At 34.3% G+C, this 15,447-nt stretch carries 16 protein-coding genes and 1 pseudogene; 3 read left to right on the forward strand and 14 right to left on the reverse strand.

All coding sequences use genetic code 11. The annotated features are described in order from the left end of the window. Positions 1–18: 18 nt before the first annotated feature. From BVF91_RS05500 to purR, 6 genes and pseudogenes are all read right to left on the reverse strand, one after another. A complete protein-coding gene (locus BVF91_RS05500) occupies positions 19–1,482 on the reverse strand; it encodes a sensor histidine kinase (protein WP_085112470.1) in 1,464 nt (487 codons plus the stop codon). A gap of 1 nt (position 1,483) precedes the next feature. Then, entirely contained in the window at positions 1,484–2,167 is a 684-nt protein-coding gene (locus BVF91_RS05505) for a response regulator (RefSeq protein WP_085112471.1), read from the reverse strand. A 90-nt stretch (positions 2,168–2,257) separates the two neighbouring features. Next, positions 2,258–3,208, reverse strand: coding sequence for a ribose-phosphate diphosphokinase (locus BVF91_RS05510; protein WP_013786968.1), 951 nt, complete (start codon positions 3,206–3,208; stop codon positions 2,258–2,260). 2 nt (positions 3,209–3,210) lie between these two features. Then, complete coding sequence (gene glmU / locus BVF91_RS05515) at positions 3,211–4,584, reverse strand: bifunctional UDP-N-acetylglucosamine diphosphorylase/glucosamine-1-phosphate N-acetyltransferase GlmU (RefSeq protein ID WP_085112472.1); 1,374 nt, start codon at positions 4,582–4,584, stop codon at positions 3,211–3,213. Positions 4,585–4,693: 109 nt separating this feature from the next. Further along, on the reverse strand, positions 4,694–4,975 hold the full coding sequence (gene spoVG / locus BVF91_RS05520) for a septation regulator SpoVG (protein WP_013786966.1): 282 nt from the start codon (positions 4,973–4,975) through the stop codon (positions 4,694–4,696). A 157-nt stretch (positions 4,976–5,132) separates the two neighbouring features. Then, positions 5,133–5,995: pseudogene (purR, locus tag BVF91_RS05525) on the reverse strand (pur operon repressor). A gap of 157 nt (positions 5,996–6,152) precedes the next feature. On the opposite strand from purR, the gene murC reads away from it, so the two are divergent. Continuing rightward, positions 6,153–7,550: a UDP-N-acetylmuramate--L-alanine ligase gene (murC, locus tag BVF91_RS05530; RefSeq protein WP_085112543.1), complete on the forward strand. Its 1,398-nt coding sequence runs from the start codon at positions 6,153–6,155 to the stop codon at positions 7,548–7,550. 23 nt (positions 7,551–7,573) lie between these two features. On the opposite strand, the gene BVF91_RS05535 is transcribed toward murC, so the two are convergent. Next, a complete protein-coding gene (locus BVF91_RS05535; protein ID WP_085112473.1) occupies positions 7,574–8,587 on the reverse strand; it encodes a LacI family DNA-binding transcriptional regulator in 1,014 nt (337 codons plus the stop codon). A gap of 78 nt (positions 8,588–8,665) precedes the next feature. Next, entirely contained in the window at positions 8,666–9,613 is a 948-nt protein-coding gene (locus BVF91_RS05540; RefSeq protein ID WP_085112474.1) for a CPBP family intramembrane glutamic endopeptidase, read from the reverse strand. 120 nt (positions 9,614–9,733) lie between these two features. On the opposite strand from BVF91_RS05540, the gene BVF91_RS05545 reads away from it, so the two are divergent. Further along, positions 9,734–10,144: an Hsp20/alpha crystallin family protein gene (locus BVF91_RS05545; protein WP_085112475.1), complete on the forward strand. Its 411-nt coding sequence runs from the start codon at positions 9,734–9,736 to the stop codon at positions 10,142–10,144. Between the two features lie 34 nt (positions 10,145–10,178). On the opposite strand, the gene BVF91_RS05550 is transcribed toward BVF91_RS05545, so the two are convergent. From BVF91_RS05550 to BVF91_RS05560, 3 genes are read right to left on the reverse strand one after another with little or no spacing between them, the layout of a single operon-like run. Continuing rightward, positions 10,179–10,928, reverse strand: coding sequence for a hypothetical protein (locus tag BVF91_RS05550; protein ID WP_085112476.1), 750 nt, complete (start codon positions 10,926–10,928; stop codon positions 10,179–10,181). 13 nt (positions 10,929–10,941) lie between these two features. Beyond that, entirely contained in the window at positions 10,942–11,625 is a 684-nt protein-coding gene (locus tag BVF91_RS05555; RefSeq protein WP_085112477.1) for a polymer-forming cytoskeletal protein, read from the reverse strand. Beyond that, a complete protein-coding gene (locus BVF91_RS05560) occupies positions 11,618–12,265 on the reverse strand; it encodes a YhbD family protein (RefSeq protein ID WP_085112478.1) in 648 nt (215 codons plus the stop codon). Before BVF91_RS05560 ends, BVF91_RS05555 begins: the two co-directional genes overlap by 8 nt. 77 nt (positions 12,266–12,342) lie before the next feature. Here BVF91_RS05560 and BVF91_RS05565 point away from each other — a divergent pair, with 77 nt between their 5' ends. Beyond that, positions 12,343–12,627 carry a nucleotidyltransferase domain-containing protein gene (locus BVF91_RS05565; RefSeq protein WP_085112479.1) on the forward strand — a complete coding sequence of 95 codons (285 nt, stop codon included), beginning with the start codon at positions 12,343–12,345 and terminating at the stop codon, positions 12,625–12,627. Positions 12,628–12,670: 43 nt separating this feature from the next. Here BVF91_RS05565 and BVF91_RS05570 read toward each other — a convergent pair whose 3' ends face one another. The 3 genes from BVF91_RS05570 to BVF91_RS05580 all read right to left on the reverse strand — a co-directional run bounded on the left by BVF91_RS05570 (position 12,671) and on the right by BVF91_RS05580 (position 15,367). Then, on the reverse strand, positions 12,671–13,237 hold the full coding sequence (locus BVF91_RS05570) for a hypothetical protein (protein ID WP_085112480.1): 567 nt from the start codon (positions 13,235–13,237) through the stop codon (positions 12,671–12,673). A gap of 141 nt (positions 13,238–13,378) precedes the next feature. Next, positions 13,379–14,020, reverse strand: a complete 642-nt coding sequence (locus BVF91_RS05575; protein WP_085112481.1) for a hypothetical protein — start codon at positions 14,018–14,020, stop codon at positions 13,379–13,381. Positions 14,021–14,311: 291 nt separating this feature from the next. Further along, positions 14,312–15,367, reverse strand: coding sequence for a hypothetical protein (locus tag BVF91_RS05580; protein WP_085112482.1), 1,056 nt, complete (start codon positions 15,365–15,367; stop codon positions 14,312–14,314). Positions 15,368–15,447: the final 80 nt, after the last annotated feature.

Here is a 15,447-nt window from a genome sequence, read left to right on the forward strand (position 1 = left end):
TCGATTATTATTATAACCTTAATTTATGAATAAAGTATGAACAAATTGTAAAAATTTTATTTTACTGCTTAACTTTTTTGACTTAAGTGTAAAAGTAAATGTAGTACCGTCTACATCGTTACTGGTAGCCCATATATCCTCATTATGAAGATTTATGATGCTTCTCACAATATAAAGCCCTAATCCGACACCTGGGCTACCGCTTCTGGCTTTGTCAACTTTGTAAAACCTGTCCCATATATGGTCAATTTCATCAGGTGGTATCGTCTTGCCTTTATTTTGGACTTTTACATGAACTTTTTCTCTCACCTTTTCTGTAGATACGTGTATATAGCCACCAGGATTTGAAAATTTAATTGCATTATCTATTAGATTAGTAAGCACTTGTTCTATCTTGTCTTTATCTGCCTCTACAATTTCTTTGTCGCTTTCAAAGTCCACCTTAACCATGAGATCTTTATCGCTTATCCTTGCTTCCATCTTTATTATGGTCAGCCTTATAAGCTCGTTTATGTCGAATTCCGATATGTTTAACGGAAAAGCCCCTGATTCCATTTTCGTTATATCTAAAAGTTCAGATATTAATCGAGACATTCGCCTCGTCTCTTTTTGAGCTATCTCCAAATAAAATTTGGATTTCTCCGCAGGTATAGTCCCATCAACGACGCCATCTATATAGCCTTGGATCGTGGACAAAGGCGAGCGAAGCTCATGTGAAACATTAGCCACAAACTCTTTCCTCGCATTATCCATCCTGCCTAATTCGCTTGACATTATGTTGAAGGACTTTGCCAAATCTCCTATTTCATCGTCATCTACAACGTTTATCTTTGTTGAAAAATCTCCTTTTGCCATCTTTTCTGTTGCAATGCTCATCTCTTTTAAAGGATTAGAGATTCTCTTTGATGTATAAGAAATAAGTATAAATGCTATTATTATGGATATGGCTATGGCTAAAAGCATTATAAAAAATATGTCCATCAAGGTTTTCTGCATCTCTACAATAGGAGCATGCATGAATATGGCACCTTGAATCTTCCCAGCAAGTACCAGCGGAAAGCCAACAGTCAAAACAGGCTGTGTAAACCTACCGCCAAAATATCCCCTTCTTACAATAGTCTCACCTTTTAAAATGCTTTTGATGTCATCTTTGCTTAATGTGACGCCTGTCCAATTCTTTTCAAAGTTCTTAGACTGTATATATATCCGCCCATCTGTGCTTACAACCCATATCGATGCGTTTATAAGCCTGTCAATAACGTTTAAATCCTGATTAAGCCTGTCGATGTCTATGTCTCCTATGAGGTAATCATTCAAAACGGTGTTTATCTGCTTTCCTTCTTCTACCATTATCTTTTCTTTATCGCGAAAATAGTAATTTTCAAACATGATGTAAAAAAGCACAGAAAGTATAGACATCGTAAGCAGAATTATTGCAATATTTGTGAAAAGCAGCCTTCTAAAGAGCCTGTTTCTGCTCAAATCATTTCACCTCGAATTTATATCCCACACCCCATACAGTTGTTAATTTCCAGTTTGGACCATCCCCTATTTTCTCTCTCAAACGCTTTATGTGTACATCGACAGTTCGGCTGTCACCCATGTACTCGTATCCCCATACATTTTCTAACAGTTGATCTCTCGTAAATACTTTATTTGGATGAGTACACAAGAAGTAAAAAAGCTCTAATTCCTTCGGCGTAAGGTCAACATTTTCGCCTTTGTATTTCACCTTGTACTCGCTTAAACTTATAGAAAGATCAGGGTATGTGACACTGTCGCCATCATTTTCCTCATGTTCATACCTTCTCAGCACAGCTTTGACACGAGCAACTAACTCTTTTCCATCAAAAGGCTTTACGATGTAATCGTCGGCACCTATCTCCAGCCCTAATACCTTATCAAATGTATCTCCTTTGGCTGTAAGCATTATAATAGGTACATTTGTAAATTTCCTAACCTCTTTGCACAACGTCATTCCATCAATGCCGGGAAGCATCAAATCAAGTATAATAAGCAAGGGGAGTTCTTCTTTTATTTTGTTCAATGCTGTAAGCCCGTCACTGATCTTTAATGTTGCAAAGCCTTCCTTTTCAAGATAAAGTGAAATTATCTCACATATATTTCTATCATCGTCAACTATATATATTTTTTTGTTTTCGCCCATACAAACACCCCTCTTTTTAAGACTATTATACATAATTGATTTAAAAACCGCAATGATGGATTGTGCATACAAAAAAAGGCACCTTAGTGCCTATACAAACAATTTGCTTACAGACATACCTTCATATATTCGCATTATGGCTTCCGCCAACAATGGAGCTACAGTCCTTACCTTTATCTTGCTTATCTTCTTCTCCTCAGGAAGCGGGATAGTATCTGTTATGACTAATTCTTTTATTGGAGAATCCATCAACCTTTCTATCGCAGGACCTGACAAAACACCGTGCGTAGCACACGCATACACCTCTTTTGCACCATTGTCAATAAGCGCTTGCGCTCCCTGTTGTAACGTCCCTGCTGTATCAATAAGGTCATCTACCAATATGGCTATTTTCCCTCTTACATCACCTATGAGGTTCATTATCTCTGCTACATTAGCCTTTGGCCTTCTCTTATCTATTATGGCTATAGGCGCATTAAGTTTTTCCGCAAAATTCCTTGCTCTTACTACACTTCCGTGATCTGGCGATACAACTACTACGTCTCCGCCCAAATCCTTTTCCATGAAATATTTCGCCAGTATTGGACCGCCAAGAAGATGATCGACCGGTATATTGAAATATCCTTGAATCTGTGCCGCGTGGAGATCCATTGTGAGAACTCTGTCGGCACCTGCAACTGTAATAAGGTCAGCTACCAATTTAGCCGTTATCGGATCTCTTGGTTTAGACTTCCTGTCTTGTCTTGCATAACCGTAATAAGGTATGACAGCAGTTATCTCTCCTGCAGATGCCCTTTTAAATGCATCTATCATTATTAAAAGTTCCATAAGGTTATCATTTACTGGTGAACATGTAGACTGAACGACAAATACATTTGCACCTCTTATGCTTTCTTTGATCCTTACGCTTATCTCACCATCGCTAAATGTACCAACTTCTGAATCACCTAATGTAAGCCCTAAGTTTTCGGCAATCTCCCTCGCCAATTCAGGGTTTGAATTGCCACTAAAAATCTTTATTGCTCCTCCGTGTCTTACCACTCCTATAGTCCTCCTTTTTTTCTTCTTTCTTCTACCCATCCTTCTTTGTTGGTCTGGCGACATCTTGCTATTGCCAATGCTCCTTCTGGCACTTCATCTGTTATGGTGGAGCCTGCAGCTATAAAAGCTTTGTCATTGACTTTAAGAGGCGATACCAAGTTTACATTGCATCCAACAAAAACATCGTCGCCTATGATGGTCTTGTGCTTGTTTTTACCATCGTAATTGACGACTATAGAACCACAGCCCATGTTAACGCGTTTCCCGACTTCCGCATCACCTATATAAGTCAAATGAGGCACTTTTGTTCCTTCACCTATGACTGATTTCTTTATCTCTATGAAATTGCCAAGCTTAGCATTGTCGTGTATTACGCTTTCAGGCCTTATCTGAGCAAACGGTCCTAATTTTATATTGTTGTGAAGTTTTGATTCGGTGATCATAGAAAATACTATTTTACAGCCATTTCCTATTTCTGAATCGATGATGTATGAATTAGGTCCTATTTCGCAGTCTTCTCCAATCGTAGTCTTGCCTTCTATCATAGTGCCAGGATATATAATCGTGTCCATTCCTATAACAACATCAGGTCCAATGTAAGTGCTATCAGGATCGATTATGGTGACACCGTCTAACATAAGCCTTTCATTTATCCTTTTTCTCATGACCTTTTCTGCGTCTTTTAGCTGTACTCTTGTATTGACCCCCATTATCTCCTCATTTGGAGCCTGATATGCTCCAACTTTTCCACCTAATTTTATCACTATCTCTATGGCATCCGTCAGATAATATTCCCCTTGTGCATTGTTGTTGCCTATATGTTGAAGCGATTTCCTTAAATAGTCAGAATTAAAAATGTACATTCCGGAATTTATCTCATGGATACCTTTTTCTACATCATTGGCATCTTTGTCCTCAACAATTTTTAAAACATTGCCATTTGAATCCCGTACAATTCTCCCATACCCATCTGGAACGTCAAAAAAAGAAGATAATATTGTGATAGAATTTTGCTCTCTTAAATGGAAGTCATAGAATTTCTTCAATGACTCAGACGTTATAAGCGGTGTATCACCAGTCAAGATCATTATGTTACCCGTATCAGGCAATAAGTCTTTCGAAACCATGACAGCATGTCCAGTACCAAGCTGTTTTTCTTGATACGCATATTTAACGCTGTCACCCAATACATTCTTTACCTCATTAGCACCGTGTCCTAAAACCACGACTACATCCTGTGAACCAGCTTCTTTGGCACTCCTTACAACCCACTCAACCATAGACCTTCCACAGACTTTGTGAATCACTTTTGGATGCTTTGATTTCATCCTCTTTCCAAGTCCTGCAGCAAGTATTAGCGTAACAAAATTATCCATCGCGACACCTTCTAATACATTCTTAATATTTTAACTCTTTACTCCTATACTATTTTAACTATAAATTTGACAAAGTTCAACAAAAAAATAAAAAGGAGAAACCTCCTTTTTATTCCTGTCCTTGCGGCTTGTCCTGCTCTTTAGCTTTTTCGTATTCGCTAAGTATAGCAGATTGAATCTTTGCTCTTGTCTCTGAATTTATTGGATGTGCAATATCTTTAAACTCTCCTTCGGGTGTCTTGCGGCTAGGCATAGCTATAAACAAACCATTCTGTCCCTCAATAACCTTTATATCATGAACAACAAATTCATTATCGAAGGTTACAGAAACCACAGCTCTCATTTTGCCTTCCTCGTTTATTTTTCTCACCCTAACGTCTGTAATTTCCATAAGCTCACCACCTTCCTGCAATATAAGCCAATAATTTATGACTTTTAGCATAAGAAAAATTAAATAAAATTTCTTACCTTAATATTATTCGCCATTAAATCAAAATTTCCTCCATGAAAAATTAAAATTTAGAAAAATTTTGATAAAAAAATTCATTTTATGCCACCACACTATTATTTCCATTATTATGCATATTATACATTATTTTAACCAATCGCTTATCTCCATCTTTACAGTTTCTTTCTCCTCATTCATGTCTACAAGCGTAAATATAGAAAAATAGTTTTTTACGACCTTATTCTCAGGTTCTTTTGTAGATATCATGACGCCAGCACCTATTACTTCTGCATCAAACTCATTCATAAGCTCAATCATGCCTTTTATAGTACCGCCCGCTTTCATGAAATCATCTATCAAAACAACTTTTGAGTTCCTCTCTAAAGATCTCCTTGAAAGGGACATGGCTTTTATCTGCTTTTGCGAACCTGAAACGTAGTTTATCGAAACAGATGAACCTTCAGTTACTCTATTGTCCTGCCTTATAATCACTAATGGAACATTTAATGCTTTGGCACACATGATGGCAATAGGTATTCCTTTTGTCTCAACTGTGACAACTGCATCTACATCTTTGTCTTGAAATGGATATGATAGAATTTCACCTATCTTATTGGCGTACTGTGGAGAATAAATGATGTCGGCAGTGTACAAAAAACCTCCAGGAATAATCCTTTTTGGATCTTGAAGCTTATTGCATATATCTATCATAAATTCTCGATAATTATCTATATTATTTATAGGAATGTACTTTATACCACCGCCAGCCCCTGCAACAGTCTTTATCTTACCTAAGCCGAACTTTTCTAATATACCTTGAAGTATATCCATGTCTTCTGATGCGGTGGACTTTGCCACATTAAATAGATCCATAAAATAATTCAAGTTATACAATTTATTGGGGTTTTCGGTCAATATCTTAAGTATGACGCTTATCCTTTCGTACCTTTTGTATGAATTCATCGAAAAACCTCCAAAGACAAACTTTTAATTAACATTATATTTTAAAGTTCATTAATTTGCAATATGTGATATAATCTTTTTGTATAGTATTTTATCTTCATAAAGAGACCGTTTTTTGGCAATAATAATAACAAAATTTGAAAGAGGTGCTATATTAATGATAATAGACATCGAAAATTTTAAAAGAGTTCATTTTATAGGAATTGGTGGCATAAGCATGAGCGGCCTTGCACATATAATGCTAAACTCTGGACACATTGTAACAGGGTCAGACATAAAGGATTCTCATATAATAAAAAAATTAAGAAATGAAGGTGCAATAATTAATATTCCCCATAGCGCTTCAAATGTGGACGGAGCCGACTTAGTCGTATACACAGCAGCAGTAAAAGAAGACAATCCCGAAATGGTAAGATCGCGGCAGCTTAACATACCCACAATAGATAGAGCAACGCTTTTAGGTGAAATAATGAAAAAATACAAGTACGGCGTCGGAGTTGCCGGAAGCCATGGCAAAACCACGACAACTTCGCTTATATCCGTTTTGCTGGAAGAAATGAATTACGATCCAACGGTCTTAGTTGGCGGTGAAGTCGACATAATCGGCGGAAATGTAAGAGTAGGCAATTCAGAATACTTCATAACAGAAGCGTGTGAATACACAGACAGTTTTTTAAAGTTTTATCCTTACATTGCGGTCATTTTAAATGTTGATTCAGACCACCTTGATTACTTTAAAAACATCGACAACATAAAGCAGTCATTCACGCAGTTTGCAAACCTCGTCCCAAATGATGGATTTGTAGTGGCATGTGGCGATGATCCTAATACAATGAGCGTGCTTAAAAATGTAGACCGCAATATCATCACGTTCGGAATCGACAGCAACTGTACATGGAATGCTAAAAACATAAAATTTGACGAAAAAGGATTTCCTTCATTTGATGTGTACCACGATGGTACATTTGTAGAACGCTTTGAGCTGTCCATTGTAGGGAAGCACAACATATTAAACGCATTGGCAACACTGTCAGTATGTCACCTTTTAGGCGTAGACATAAAAAAGACTTCAGATATCATAAAAAAGTTTAAAGGCACCCACAGAAGATTTGAATTCAAAGGTACAATCGATGGCGCAGTAATAATCGACGACTATGCCCACCATCCAACAGAAATCAAAGCTACATTGTCTTCTGCATTAAATTACCCTCACAATAGAATAATATGCGTATTTCAGCCTCACACATATACGAGGACTTATTCGCTTTTGAATGACTTCGCTGCCTCTTTTGACGATGCCGATATTACTATAATAACAGATATATACGCTGCGCGTGAAAAAGACACAGGAATCGTACGAGCAGAAGATCTGGCTAACCTTATAAAAGATAGAGGAAATGAAGTATACTACATAAAGGAATTCACTGACATAGTAGACTATCTCAAAGGCACTATAAAAAATGGCGATCTTGTAATAACAATAGGTGCAGGCGATGTATACGAGATAGGCAACATGCTTTTAAACTTCAACAAAAAAGCGGCAATAGGCGCATAAAAATAAATAGGCATTTAGCCTATTTATTTTTTTATGCATGACTTTCTTTCGATTAATTTTACTGGTACAATTATGTGATCTGCAACAAAGTCTTTATTTTTAATGTTTTTAAGCAACAGCTCTGCAGATTTCACACCTAAATCAAAAGTGGAAATGTCTATCGTCGTAAGGGGCGGATTTGCATAAGCAGAAAGAGGAATATTGTTAAACCCGATAAGGGATACGTCTTGCGGCACTTTAAGCCCATAATCTATGGCTGCCCTTATGACACCAAAAGACATTATATCGTCTGTCACAACAACCGCAGTAGGTTTCTTTTGCTTCAAAATCCTCATCATGGCATTGTAACCGCCATCTTCTGAAAATTCATCTTGAGCAACCAATTCTTTGTCAAATGGAATATTATTCTCCTCTAATGCCAACTTATAGCCATCAAGTCTATCCAAACTTACTACGAATTCCAGTGAACCGCTTATAAATGCTATTTCTCTGTGACCGTGTTTTATGAGATAATTGGTAGCAAGCCTTGATGCTCCAATATTGTCGTTATCTACCCAGCATACGCCTTTAGAATCTAAAGGCTTTCCTATTACAGTAAAAGGAAACTTCTCCTCTCTAAGCCAAGGTATTAGCTCATCTGTAGTCCTTGAACAAAGAAGCACGATGCCATCAACTCTTCTTCCTTTTACCATATCTATGACAGCCTGTTTTTCTTCCTCTTCATTGCCTGATGTCGATATAAGCAAATCGTACTTTTCGTTATGGGCGACGACGCTTATGCCCCTCATGACTTCAGGAAAGAAAGGATTGGAAAACGCGTCTTCTGCAGATCGAGGCATTATAAGCCCTATAGTGTAGGTCATCTTGCTGGCTAAACTTCTTGCAATAGCATTAGGGTAATACCCCAACTCTTCCATTGCCTTAAAAACTCTTTCCTTCGTCTCTTTGCTTATCCTTGGATTATCCGCAATAACCCTTGACACAGTCGAAGGTGCAACATGTGCTCTTTGCGCAACGTCTTTTATTGTTACATTCATCTTAACACCACCTTAGTGAAACCGATTGCAGTTAATTATATTTTATACCAATTTAGATTTATTGTCAACTTACAAGCCTCAATAGATAAACTTGACAATTTTTCCGTAATACTGAGACCCCGATATTCCCAATAGCTCCAAACCTATCATGGCTAAAAAAATCAATAAAGATAAGAAAAGAGGCCATTGAAGCAATATCTTAAAATCATCTTTTAAAGTTGTAGTGCTGTGAATAATGTATGGATCTGTAGTTTTCACGAGTTTTTCAAGAAGCATGTAAAGAATCGTACCTGCCGCTATAGCGATGAATCCATACACCACTACAGATAAAAATGGAATATTCATTTTTACCATGGTTCCAGGCTTAAGCCCTGCCGCACTTGAAACTTTATTTGACGCATATTGCAATATAAGTACCATAGTATTGTTTGTAAAATGTCCTAACATCGATGCGTAAATTGAATCAGTCCTTTGAACAAGAAATCCCAATAAGCACCCTAAAAAGACTACACTTAAAAAATTCTGCACATTAAGATGCAATGCGGCAAACATTATGCCTGATATGACGACAGCCTTTATAGAGCCTCTCATCTCATAACTTCTCAAAATAAGCCCTCTTGTAAGTATCTCCTCGCATAAAGCTGCAGTCCCTGAAATTATCAATATCTGTTTTATCAATCCTCCAATGTCGGTGGCAGCATTTATAGGCGGTATAGGTATTTTACCGAATTTACTTAGTACGTAATTTGTCAAGATGCTAAAAAAGCTGGATACAAACATACCGCATATCATTATAGCTATTATTAAAAACACATGATTTAAGTTAAGTTTATTTAATCTTAATACGTATTTTACGTCATACCTTTTAAAAATCAGAAAAAGTACAACAGGCAGCAAAACGATAACAAACTCTGTAATAACAAGCCCTAAATACAATGATTTTCTCTGAACGTATGAACCTACAAAAACAAATAGGATCAGTATAAGCAGATAGATTTTATTAGCATCTTTTTCAGACGGCCTCATACCAAAACTCCTTTTCATTTTGTCTACAATAGATTTTACCATACATATATTGAAAATGTAAGAATAAAAAAACCTATTTTTCACAAAATATTTTTGTAAAAATTATTGGAGGTGTCATTTATGAGCTTAATAAAATGGCGCGGCAACGACATGTGGCCGGATTTTAATTTTGACTTTAACTTACCTGCATTATCAAATATATTTGCTCGACCCAGAATAGATATTACAGAATCCGAAACTGAAATTACAGCGACAGCCGAATTGCCTGGTGTTGACAAAAAAGACATAGAAATAAGCGTTCACGATGATATACTTGAGATAAAGGGGCAGACTTCAAAAGAATCCGAAAGAAAAAATCAGAGCTACTATTTAAACGAAAGGTATTATGGCTCATTTGAAAGAAGAATAGGACTTCCCGCCGAAGTAGATTCAGAAAGAACAACTGCAAAATTTGAAAACGGCATATTAACCATCGTAATGCCAAAATTGCATCCAGATAAACCAAAGGGCAGAAAAATAGATATACAATAAAAAATAAAGCCAGACGCAGGACACCTGTGTTTGGCTATAATATTATCTTCTTGCTTTCTCTGACAACAGAATCATTGTGTTGAGTGAAATTATCCACATATTCTACAAGCTCTACATTGCACCCTTTACCAATTGTGACATTCTTACCTCTCACAGCTTTCGCCGTCGTATACTCCAGGTATATTTCATCACCTTCAATGACATCTGTTGTAAGGTTACCTTTACACATATCATAAATCATCGATTTGATAAGCTTAAGCCTCGTGAATATTGATTCAGAGCCTCGCTTTATCATGATTTTCTCTCCGCCAATTTCTTTGACAAAATTACTTCCATAGATGTAGATGTCTATGTCATCAGCATTCAAAAGCCCATTTAACTTCATGACAATGCTATTTGATGTGAAAATTTCAGAATTGCAATTTCCTTCTACTGTAAAATAGCCATTTGCATCTATTTTTTCAGACGAAATATTTGCATTAATTGTCGTATTTCCATGCGTTATTAAATTTTTAATAGACGTATCACCATCTACTGTCATGTTGCCTGCAACCTTAAATATATCGGCAAATAAGCTGCCTTTTATAGCTATACTTCCTGCAACTACCCCAGAGACAGTTTTTAAGTCTCCATTTATTGTACAATCCCCGGTAGTTTTGATGTATGTACAGTCAACAGAGCTATTAAAAATCCCATTTCCTACTACTGAGACATTATTAAATAAACCGCCTGCAGATGTATTATCACCAATAATCTTTATATCTTGCCTTTTCTCAAAATCCATGATAAGCACTCCTTTACACCTTTTTAAATTCCTTAACGTTCGCATTATCATCTTTTTCAAATTTATCCTCGTATTCTACAATGTCAACATTTGAACCCGGGCCAATTTTGACGTTTTTACCTCTTACGATTTTTGCATTGGTGTACTCTATATAAATATCATCGCCTTCAACAGTGTCCACAATAAATCTTTGTGATGCTGAAAATGTCTCAAGGATTTTTTCAAAGAATTTTATACCATTTGTATTGTCTTTACAAACATTGATATTTTGACCGCCGATTTCCTTCGCTTTACATTTTACAAAGAGGTTTATATCTATATTTTCCGCATTTAAAAGTCCGTTTATGGTAAATCCTCCTCGTGAAATAAATATCTCTGAATTTAAGTCATCATTTACCTTGAGCACACCATATATCTGAACTTTCTCGGCATTCACACTGCCAGCAACATTCAATGACCCCTCCACGGTTAATTCTTTGCACTTAATATCTCCATTTACATTATTGACTCCACTTACAAGAATGCTTTCTGCTTTTATGCTGCCATCTACTTTTGAAACACCACTGCATTTAAAATCTGTGCATTCTACATCGCCTTTCACTCCTATAACACCGCTTATTATGACATTTCGATACTTGCCACCAGCAGAATCTCCTACGCCACTGCCAATTAAGTCATTTAAGTTTTCACTACTCATTAAGCTCGCCCCCATTTACTAATTTTATTTTTAATTCTTCAATAATTCCCGCAATACTCAGTCTTTTAATAATTTTCGCGCCCGGCTCGAAATAAACTTCAGACCCACTTGATACCAAAAAACATGTAGATACTCCAAACTTTCTCACAAATAATAGATCACAATTCTTCCCATTGAATTTATTGTAATTTTCTCTCAAAGTTTCTAAAATGATTTTTCCTTCCTCAAGATTTATATCTCCTGCAATTATCATTTCATCAACAATGTAAATATATAGAATGGAGTTAAATGAAAATTCTTTTTCTTCTCCAAACGTCTTTACATATAATTCCAAAGATATTGACGAAACAATGTTGCGTTTTTTTATCTCATCTAAGCTTAATACAATCTCTGACGGATTTGGCGAAAGCATATTTGCAAGGTCGTCCAATGACAAGTCTTCTTTCATGCTTAGAATTTTATTTACTCTTTCAAGAATTTTTGCTTTAGGGAAAAATGTCTCTTGCCCTGTAAATGTAGACTTTCTTATAAACCACTCCTCAGGAATAAGATTTTTCCTCTTCCATCTATATAACTGTCCATACGAGATACCTGTTATTTCAAGCAATTCCTTTTTTGATATCAAATCATTGTTATCCACTAACATTCACCTCCACATGAATAGTATAACATAACACTGTTACGTTGTAAATAGGTTTTATAAAATTTTTAAGCGAAATGTCGATTGTAGTGCATTTCATAATATGTTCAATTAAATTTATAGGTGAAAAATATAATGATATTGATAAAATGGTAATATATGGTTCAAGATCAAGAGGAGATAATAGAAAGACCAGTGATATAGATATTGCCGTATATTGCAAAGATGGTTCACATAAAGGCGCAATTTATTGCGATTTAGATGATATAAATACTCTATTGAAACTTGATATAGTCTTTATAGATGATAATACCGACAAAAAGTTATTAGATAATATTAACCGGGATGGTGTTATTATATGAGGAAAGCAATAATAAACTTTAAAATTTTATAAAGGCATACTCATCATCTCGCTTTTGATTTGTAATAATCTTTTAAATAATTCATCATACTATCACTTAATTTAACACTTATGAAAGTTATATTGTTGTTTGAAGTTTTGTCATATTTAGGGAATAGCGCATAACCATTGTAAATATTGATATTTGTTATCATATATCCTTCTTTCAGCTTATTTTCATCCATTGTTTTTAAACCATTATATGCAAACTGCATTGAATAATAATCTTTACTCGACCTATCCAAAATTATATCTTCATCTTTTCCTTTTGAATTGTGGATATAATTTAAAAACTTATTAATAAACACTTTATCATCGATCATTACTGTAGATTTAACCTCAAGCTGGGCAATTTCTTGTAATATTTTTTGTTTTTCATTATAATCCTTTGTTTCTTCATATTTTTTATTTAATTCAATGATTTCCTGCCTATGTAAATCTCCAGTTAAATAAATTTTATCTGGAGTTTTGACATAGTTCATACTAATTCCGCTTTTAGAACAGCCAACAAATAAAATGGTTACTACACAAATAAGAGAAATTATTATTCTTTTAGATACATTTGTTTTCATATCATGCCACCTAGCATTATAAACATTGCTTCTCTCAATACATATAATACAATTTTTGTTTTTTGTTTGTCTAGTTTTCTGGTATCATTATAATACTTTTAGTGTAACATAAACAGTTAACAAAAAGTATTAGTAATTTTCTTACTTTCCATAGTTTTTTAATACTTCCTCATTATATTCTCTATTAATTTGATTTGTAATATCATTCAAGTTATTATCATATAATGTCCAATTCATAGATATCGAATTAGTATTCTCAATCATCTCGTTTAGCTTAAAATCTTTTAAATAAAATTCATCATCTCTATTGATATTGACCTCATAATTTCGATTATCATATTTGCCAACAATTTTGGCTATTTTCCCTTTATAATTTATACCATATAAAACCAAATGATTCTCTTTATTAATTTTGATAATACAATCATTATTAAGATTTGTTCCATACCCAAATGATTCGATTTTATATTTGTTGTTTATTCCTTTTTTTAAAATAGCATATCCAGCAAATTTAAATTTAACTTTTGGTATGCTATAAGAAAAAAGCGTGAATTTAACATTATCTATTGTTATAGTTTTTTCTATATTTATTGAATTTTTTAAAATGTCTTTTGAAGAATCTGAAATTGTAATCATTTTATTTTGTAATAAAGAGACTTTCCTAGTTATAGCATTTCGCTCCGATTCTCTAGTATTGTCAATGTTATAAGTAATAAAAATAGAAAAATACAAACTTATTGCTGTAACAGCAATAGCAATGCATATTATTATTATTTTTTTCATAAAATTTCGCCCTCCGATTTAAACTATTCATTTATATAGTTAATAAATAATAAAAATATATATAAATAAAAACTAATTAGTCGCAGAAAATTTTAAGGGATAAATAATAAAACAAAGGTGGGCAAAACGGTAAAAACACCTCAATTTTGCCCTATAAATTATATTAAATAAATAGCATTAAAAGTTGCTGTGAAATTTTTTAGCTTCTAGTATTCTATTATATTTATATTAATTTTTAATTTATATTTTTTATAATATTTCAAATCATATAGATCTAGAATTATATTTTGTCTAATAATTTAGTCCACCAATTTGTGTAACTATAGACCATTGCTTAGCTACATTAGAAAGTGAAAAACCTGCTCCTACCCCTGCAACGTTTGCACTTATAGAAATTGATCCACTCACATCTTGATAAGTATGAATATATTTAAATACAGCAGAAGTATCATTTCCACCTCCAGTCAATGTGTTTTTATATAACCGAATACCAGTATTTATTTGTTTAACATAGTATTTATAACCATTAATTGATAAATATTCATTAAATGACCATACGTGCCCTGCATTTGGCACCGAATCTGCTTTATAGAAAGTTGCATTTGCTCCATTAGACCAAATACCAGAGATATTTTCCAGATAATAGCTAAATCCGCCACCCCATGCATAACCAATAAAATCTTCTCCTACTGCAGGATTATTTTCTGCACTGTAAAGAAAGTTAAATCCGCTCCAATTGGCATTACCTGTAAGTACATATTCAATGGAATGACTCGAATTAGAATCTTTATACAAAGTAAAATATAATGAAAGTGTTCCTCTGGATTCAGTATCGTATGGTTGAATGCCAGAAGCATCTAAAGACTGTACATTAGCTTTTTCATCTTCAATAGGAATAAATTTGTTCTTTCCTATTCTATTTATTTCATCCGCAGATAATAATTTACTACTAATACAAACTAATTTATTATTTTTCTTCTCATATTTTTCCTCAACATATACTGTTGCCTTTGCAATTCCGATGAGTTTTAAAGATGAACTATCTAAATGCTTCTTTATATCTGAACTAACATTTGGAGCGTCCTTAAATATTTTATTTAGTTTATCTGCCAACTGCCGATTATTATTACTATCTGCTACAATCTTCCCATTAACTACTTTCATTGATGTATCTCTTAAATCTAAGAAATCTTGTTCAATATATGCATTTGAAAATTCAGGACTAAAAAATGTTATAACAGGATCATCTTTAAAAGCGCTTTTTGTGCTTTCTGCAAAAACAGAACTAAAAGTTGAAACTGAAAGAAGCACTACAACAAGAACCAATGAAACAGCCTTTTTTAACATTTCTATACTTCTCCTTTTTATAGTTAGTAACACTATTTCGGTACCAAAACAGCATACTAACTACATTTTTATTAAACATC

This window comes from Thermoanaerobacterium sp. PSU-2, assembly GCF_002102475.1.
GTDB lineage: Bacteria > Bacillota > Thermoanaerobacteria > Thermoanaerobacterales > Thermoanaerobacteraceae > Thermoanaerobacterium.

What these genes read in the sequence shown, in the direction of transcription:
- BVF91_RS05545 (WP_085112475.1), top strand. Translation starts at nt 9,734, where the DNA reads ATGAGCTTAATAAAATGGCGCGGCAACGACATGTGGCCGGATTTTAAT.
- BVF91_RS05565 (WP_085112479.1), top strand. Translation starts at nt 12,343, where the DNA reads ATGTCGATTGTAGTGCATTTCATAATATGTTCAATTAAATTTATAGGT.
- BVF91_RS05505 (WP_085112471.1), bottom strand. Translation starts at nt 2,167, where the DNA reads ATGGGCGAAAACAAAAAAATATATATAGTTGACGATGATAGAAATATA.
- spoVG (WP_013786966.1), bottom strand. Translation starts at nt 4,975, where the DNA reads ATGGAAATTACAGACGTTAGGGTGAGAAAAATAAACGAGGAAGGCAAA.
- BVF91_RS05550 (WP_085112476.1), bottom strand. Translation starts at nt 10,928, where the DNA reads ATGGATTTTGAGAAAAGGCAAGATATAAAGATTATTGGTGATAATACA.
- glmU (WP_085112472.1), bottom strand. Translation starts at nt 4,584, where the DNA reads ATGGATAATTTTGTTACGCTAATACTTGCTGCAGGACTTGGAAAGAGG.
- BVF91_RS05575 (WP_085112481.1), bottom strand. Translation starts at nt 14,020, where the DNA reads ATGAAAAAAATAATAATAATATGCATTGCTATTGCTGTTACAGCAATA.
- BVF91_RS05555 (WP_085112477.1), bottom strand. Translation starts at nt 11,625, where the DNA reads ATGAGTAGTGAAAACTTAAATGACTTAATTGGCAGTGGCGTAGGAGAT.
- BVF91_RS05570 (WP_085112480.1), bottom strand. Translation starts at nt 13,237, where the DNA reads ATGAAAACAAATGTATCTAAAAGAATAATAATTTCTCTTATTTGTGTA.
- BVF91_RS05580 (WP_085112482.1), bottom strand. Translation starts at nt 15,367, where the DNA reads ATGTTAAAAAAGGCTGTTTCATTGGTTCTTGTTGTAGTGCTTCTTTCA.
- BVF91_RS05535 (WP_085112473.1), bottom strand. Translation starts at nt 8,587, where the DNA reads ATGAATGTAACAATAAAAGACGTTGCGCAAAGAGCACATGTTGCACCT.
- murC (WP_085112543.1), top strand. Translation starts at nt 6,153, where the DNA reads ATGATAATAGACATCGAAAATTTTAAAAGAGTTCATTTTATAGGAATT.
- BVF91_RS05540 (WP_085112474.1), bottom strand. Translation starts at nt 9,613, where the DNA reads ATGAGGCCGTCTGAAAAAGATGCTAATAAAATCTATCTGCTTATACTG.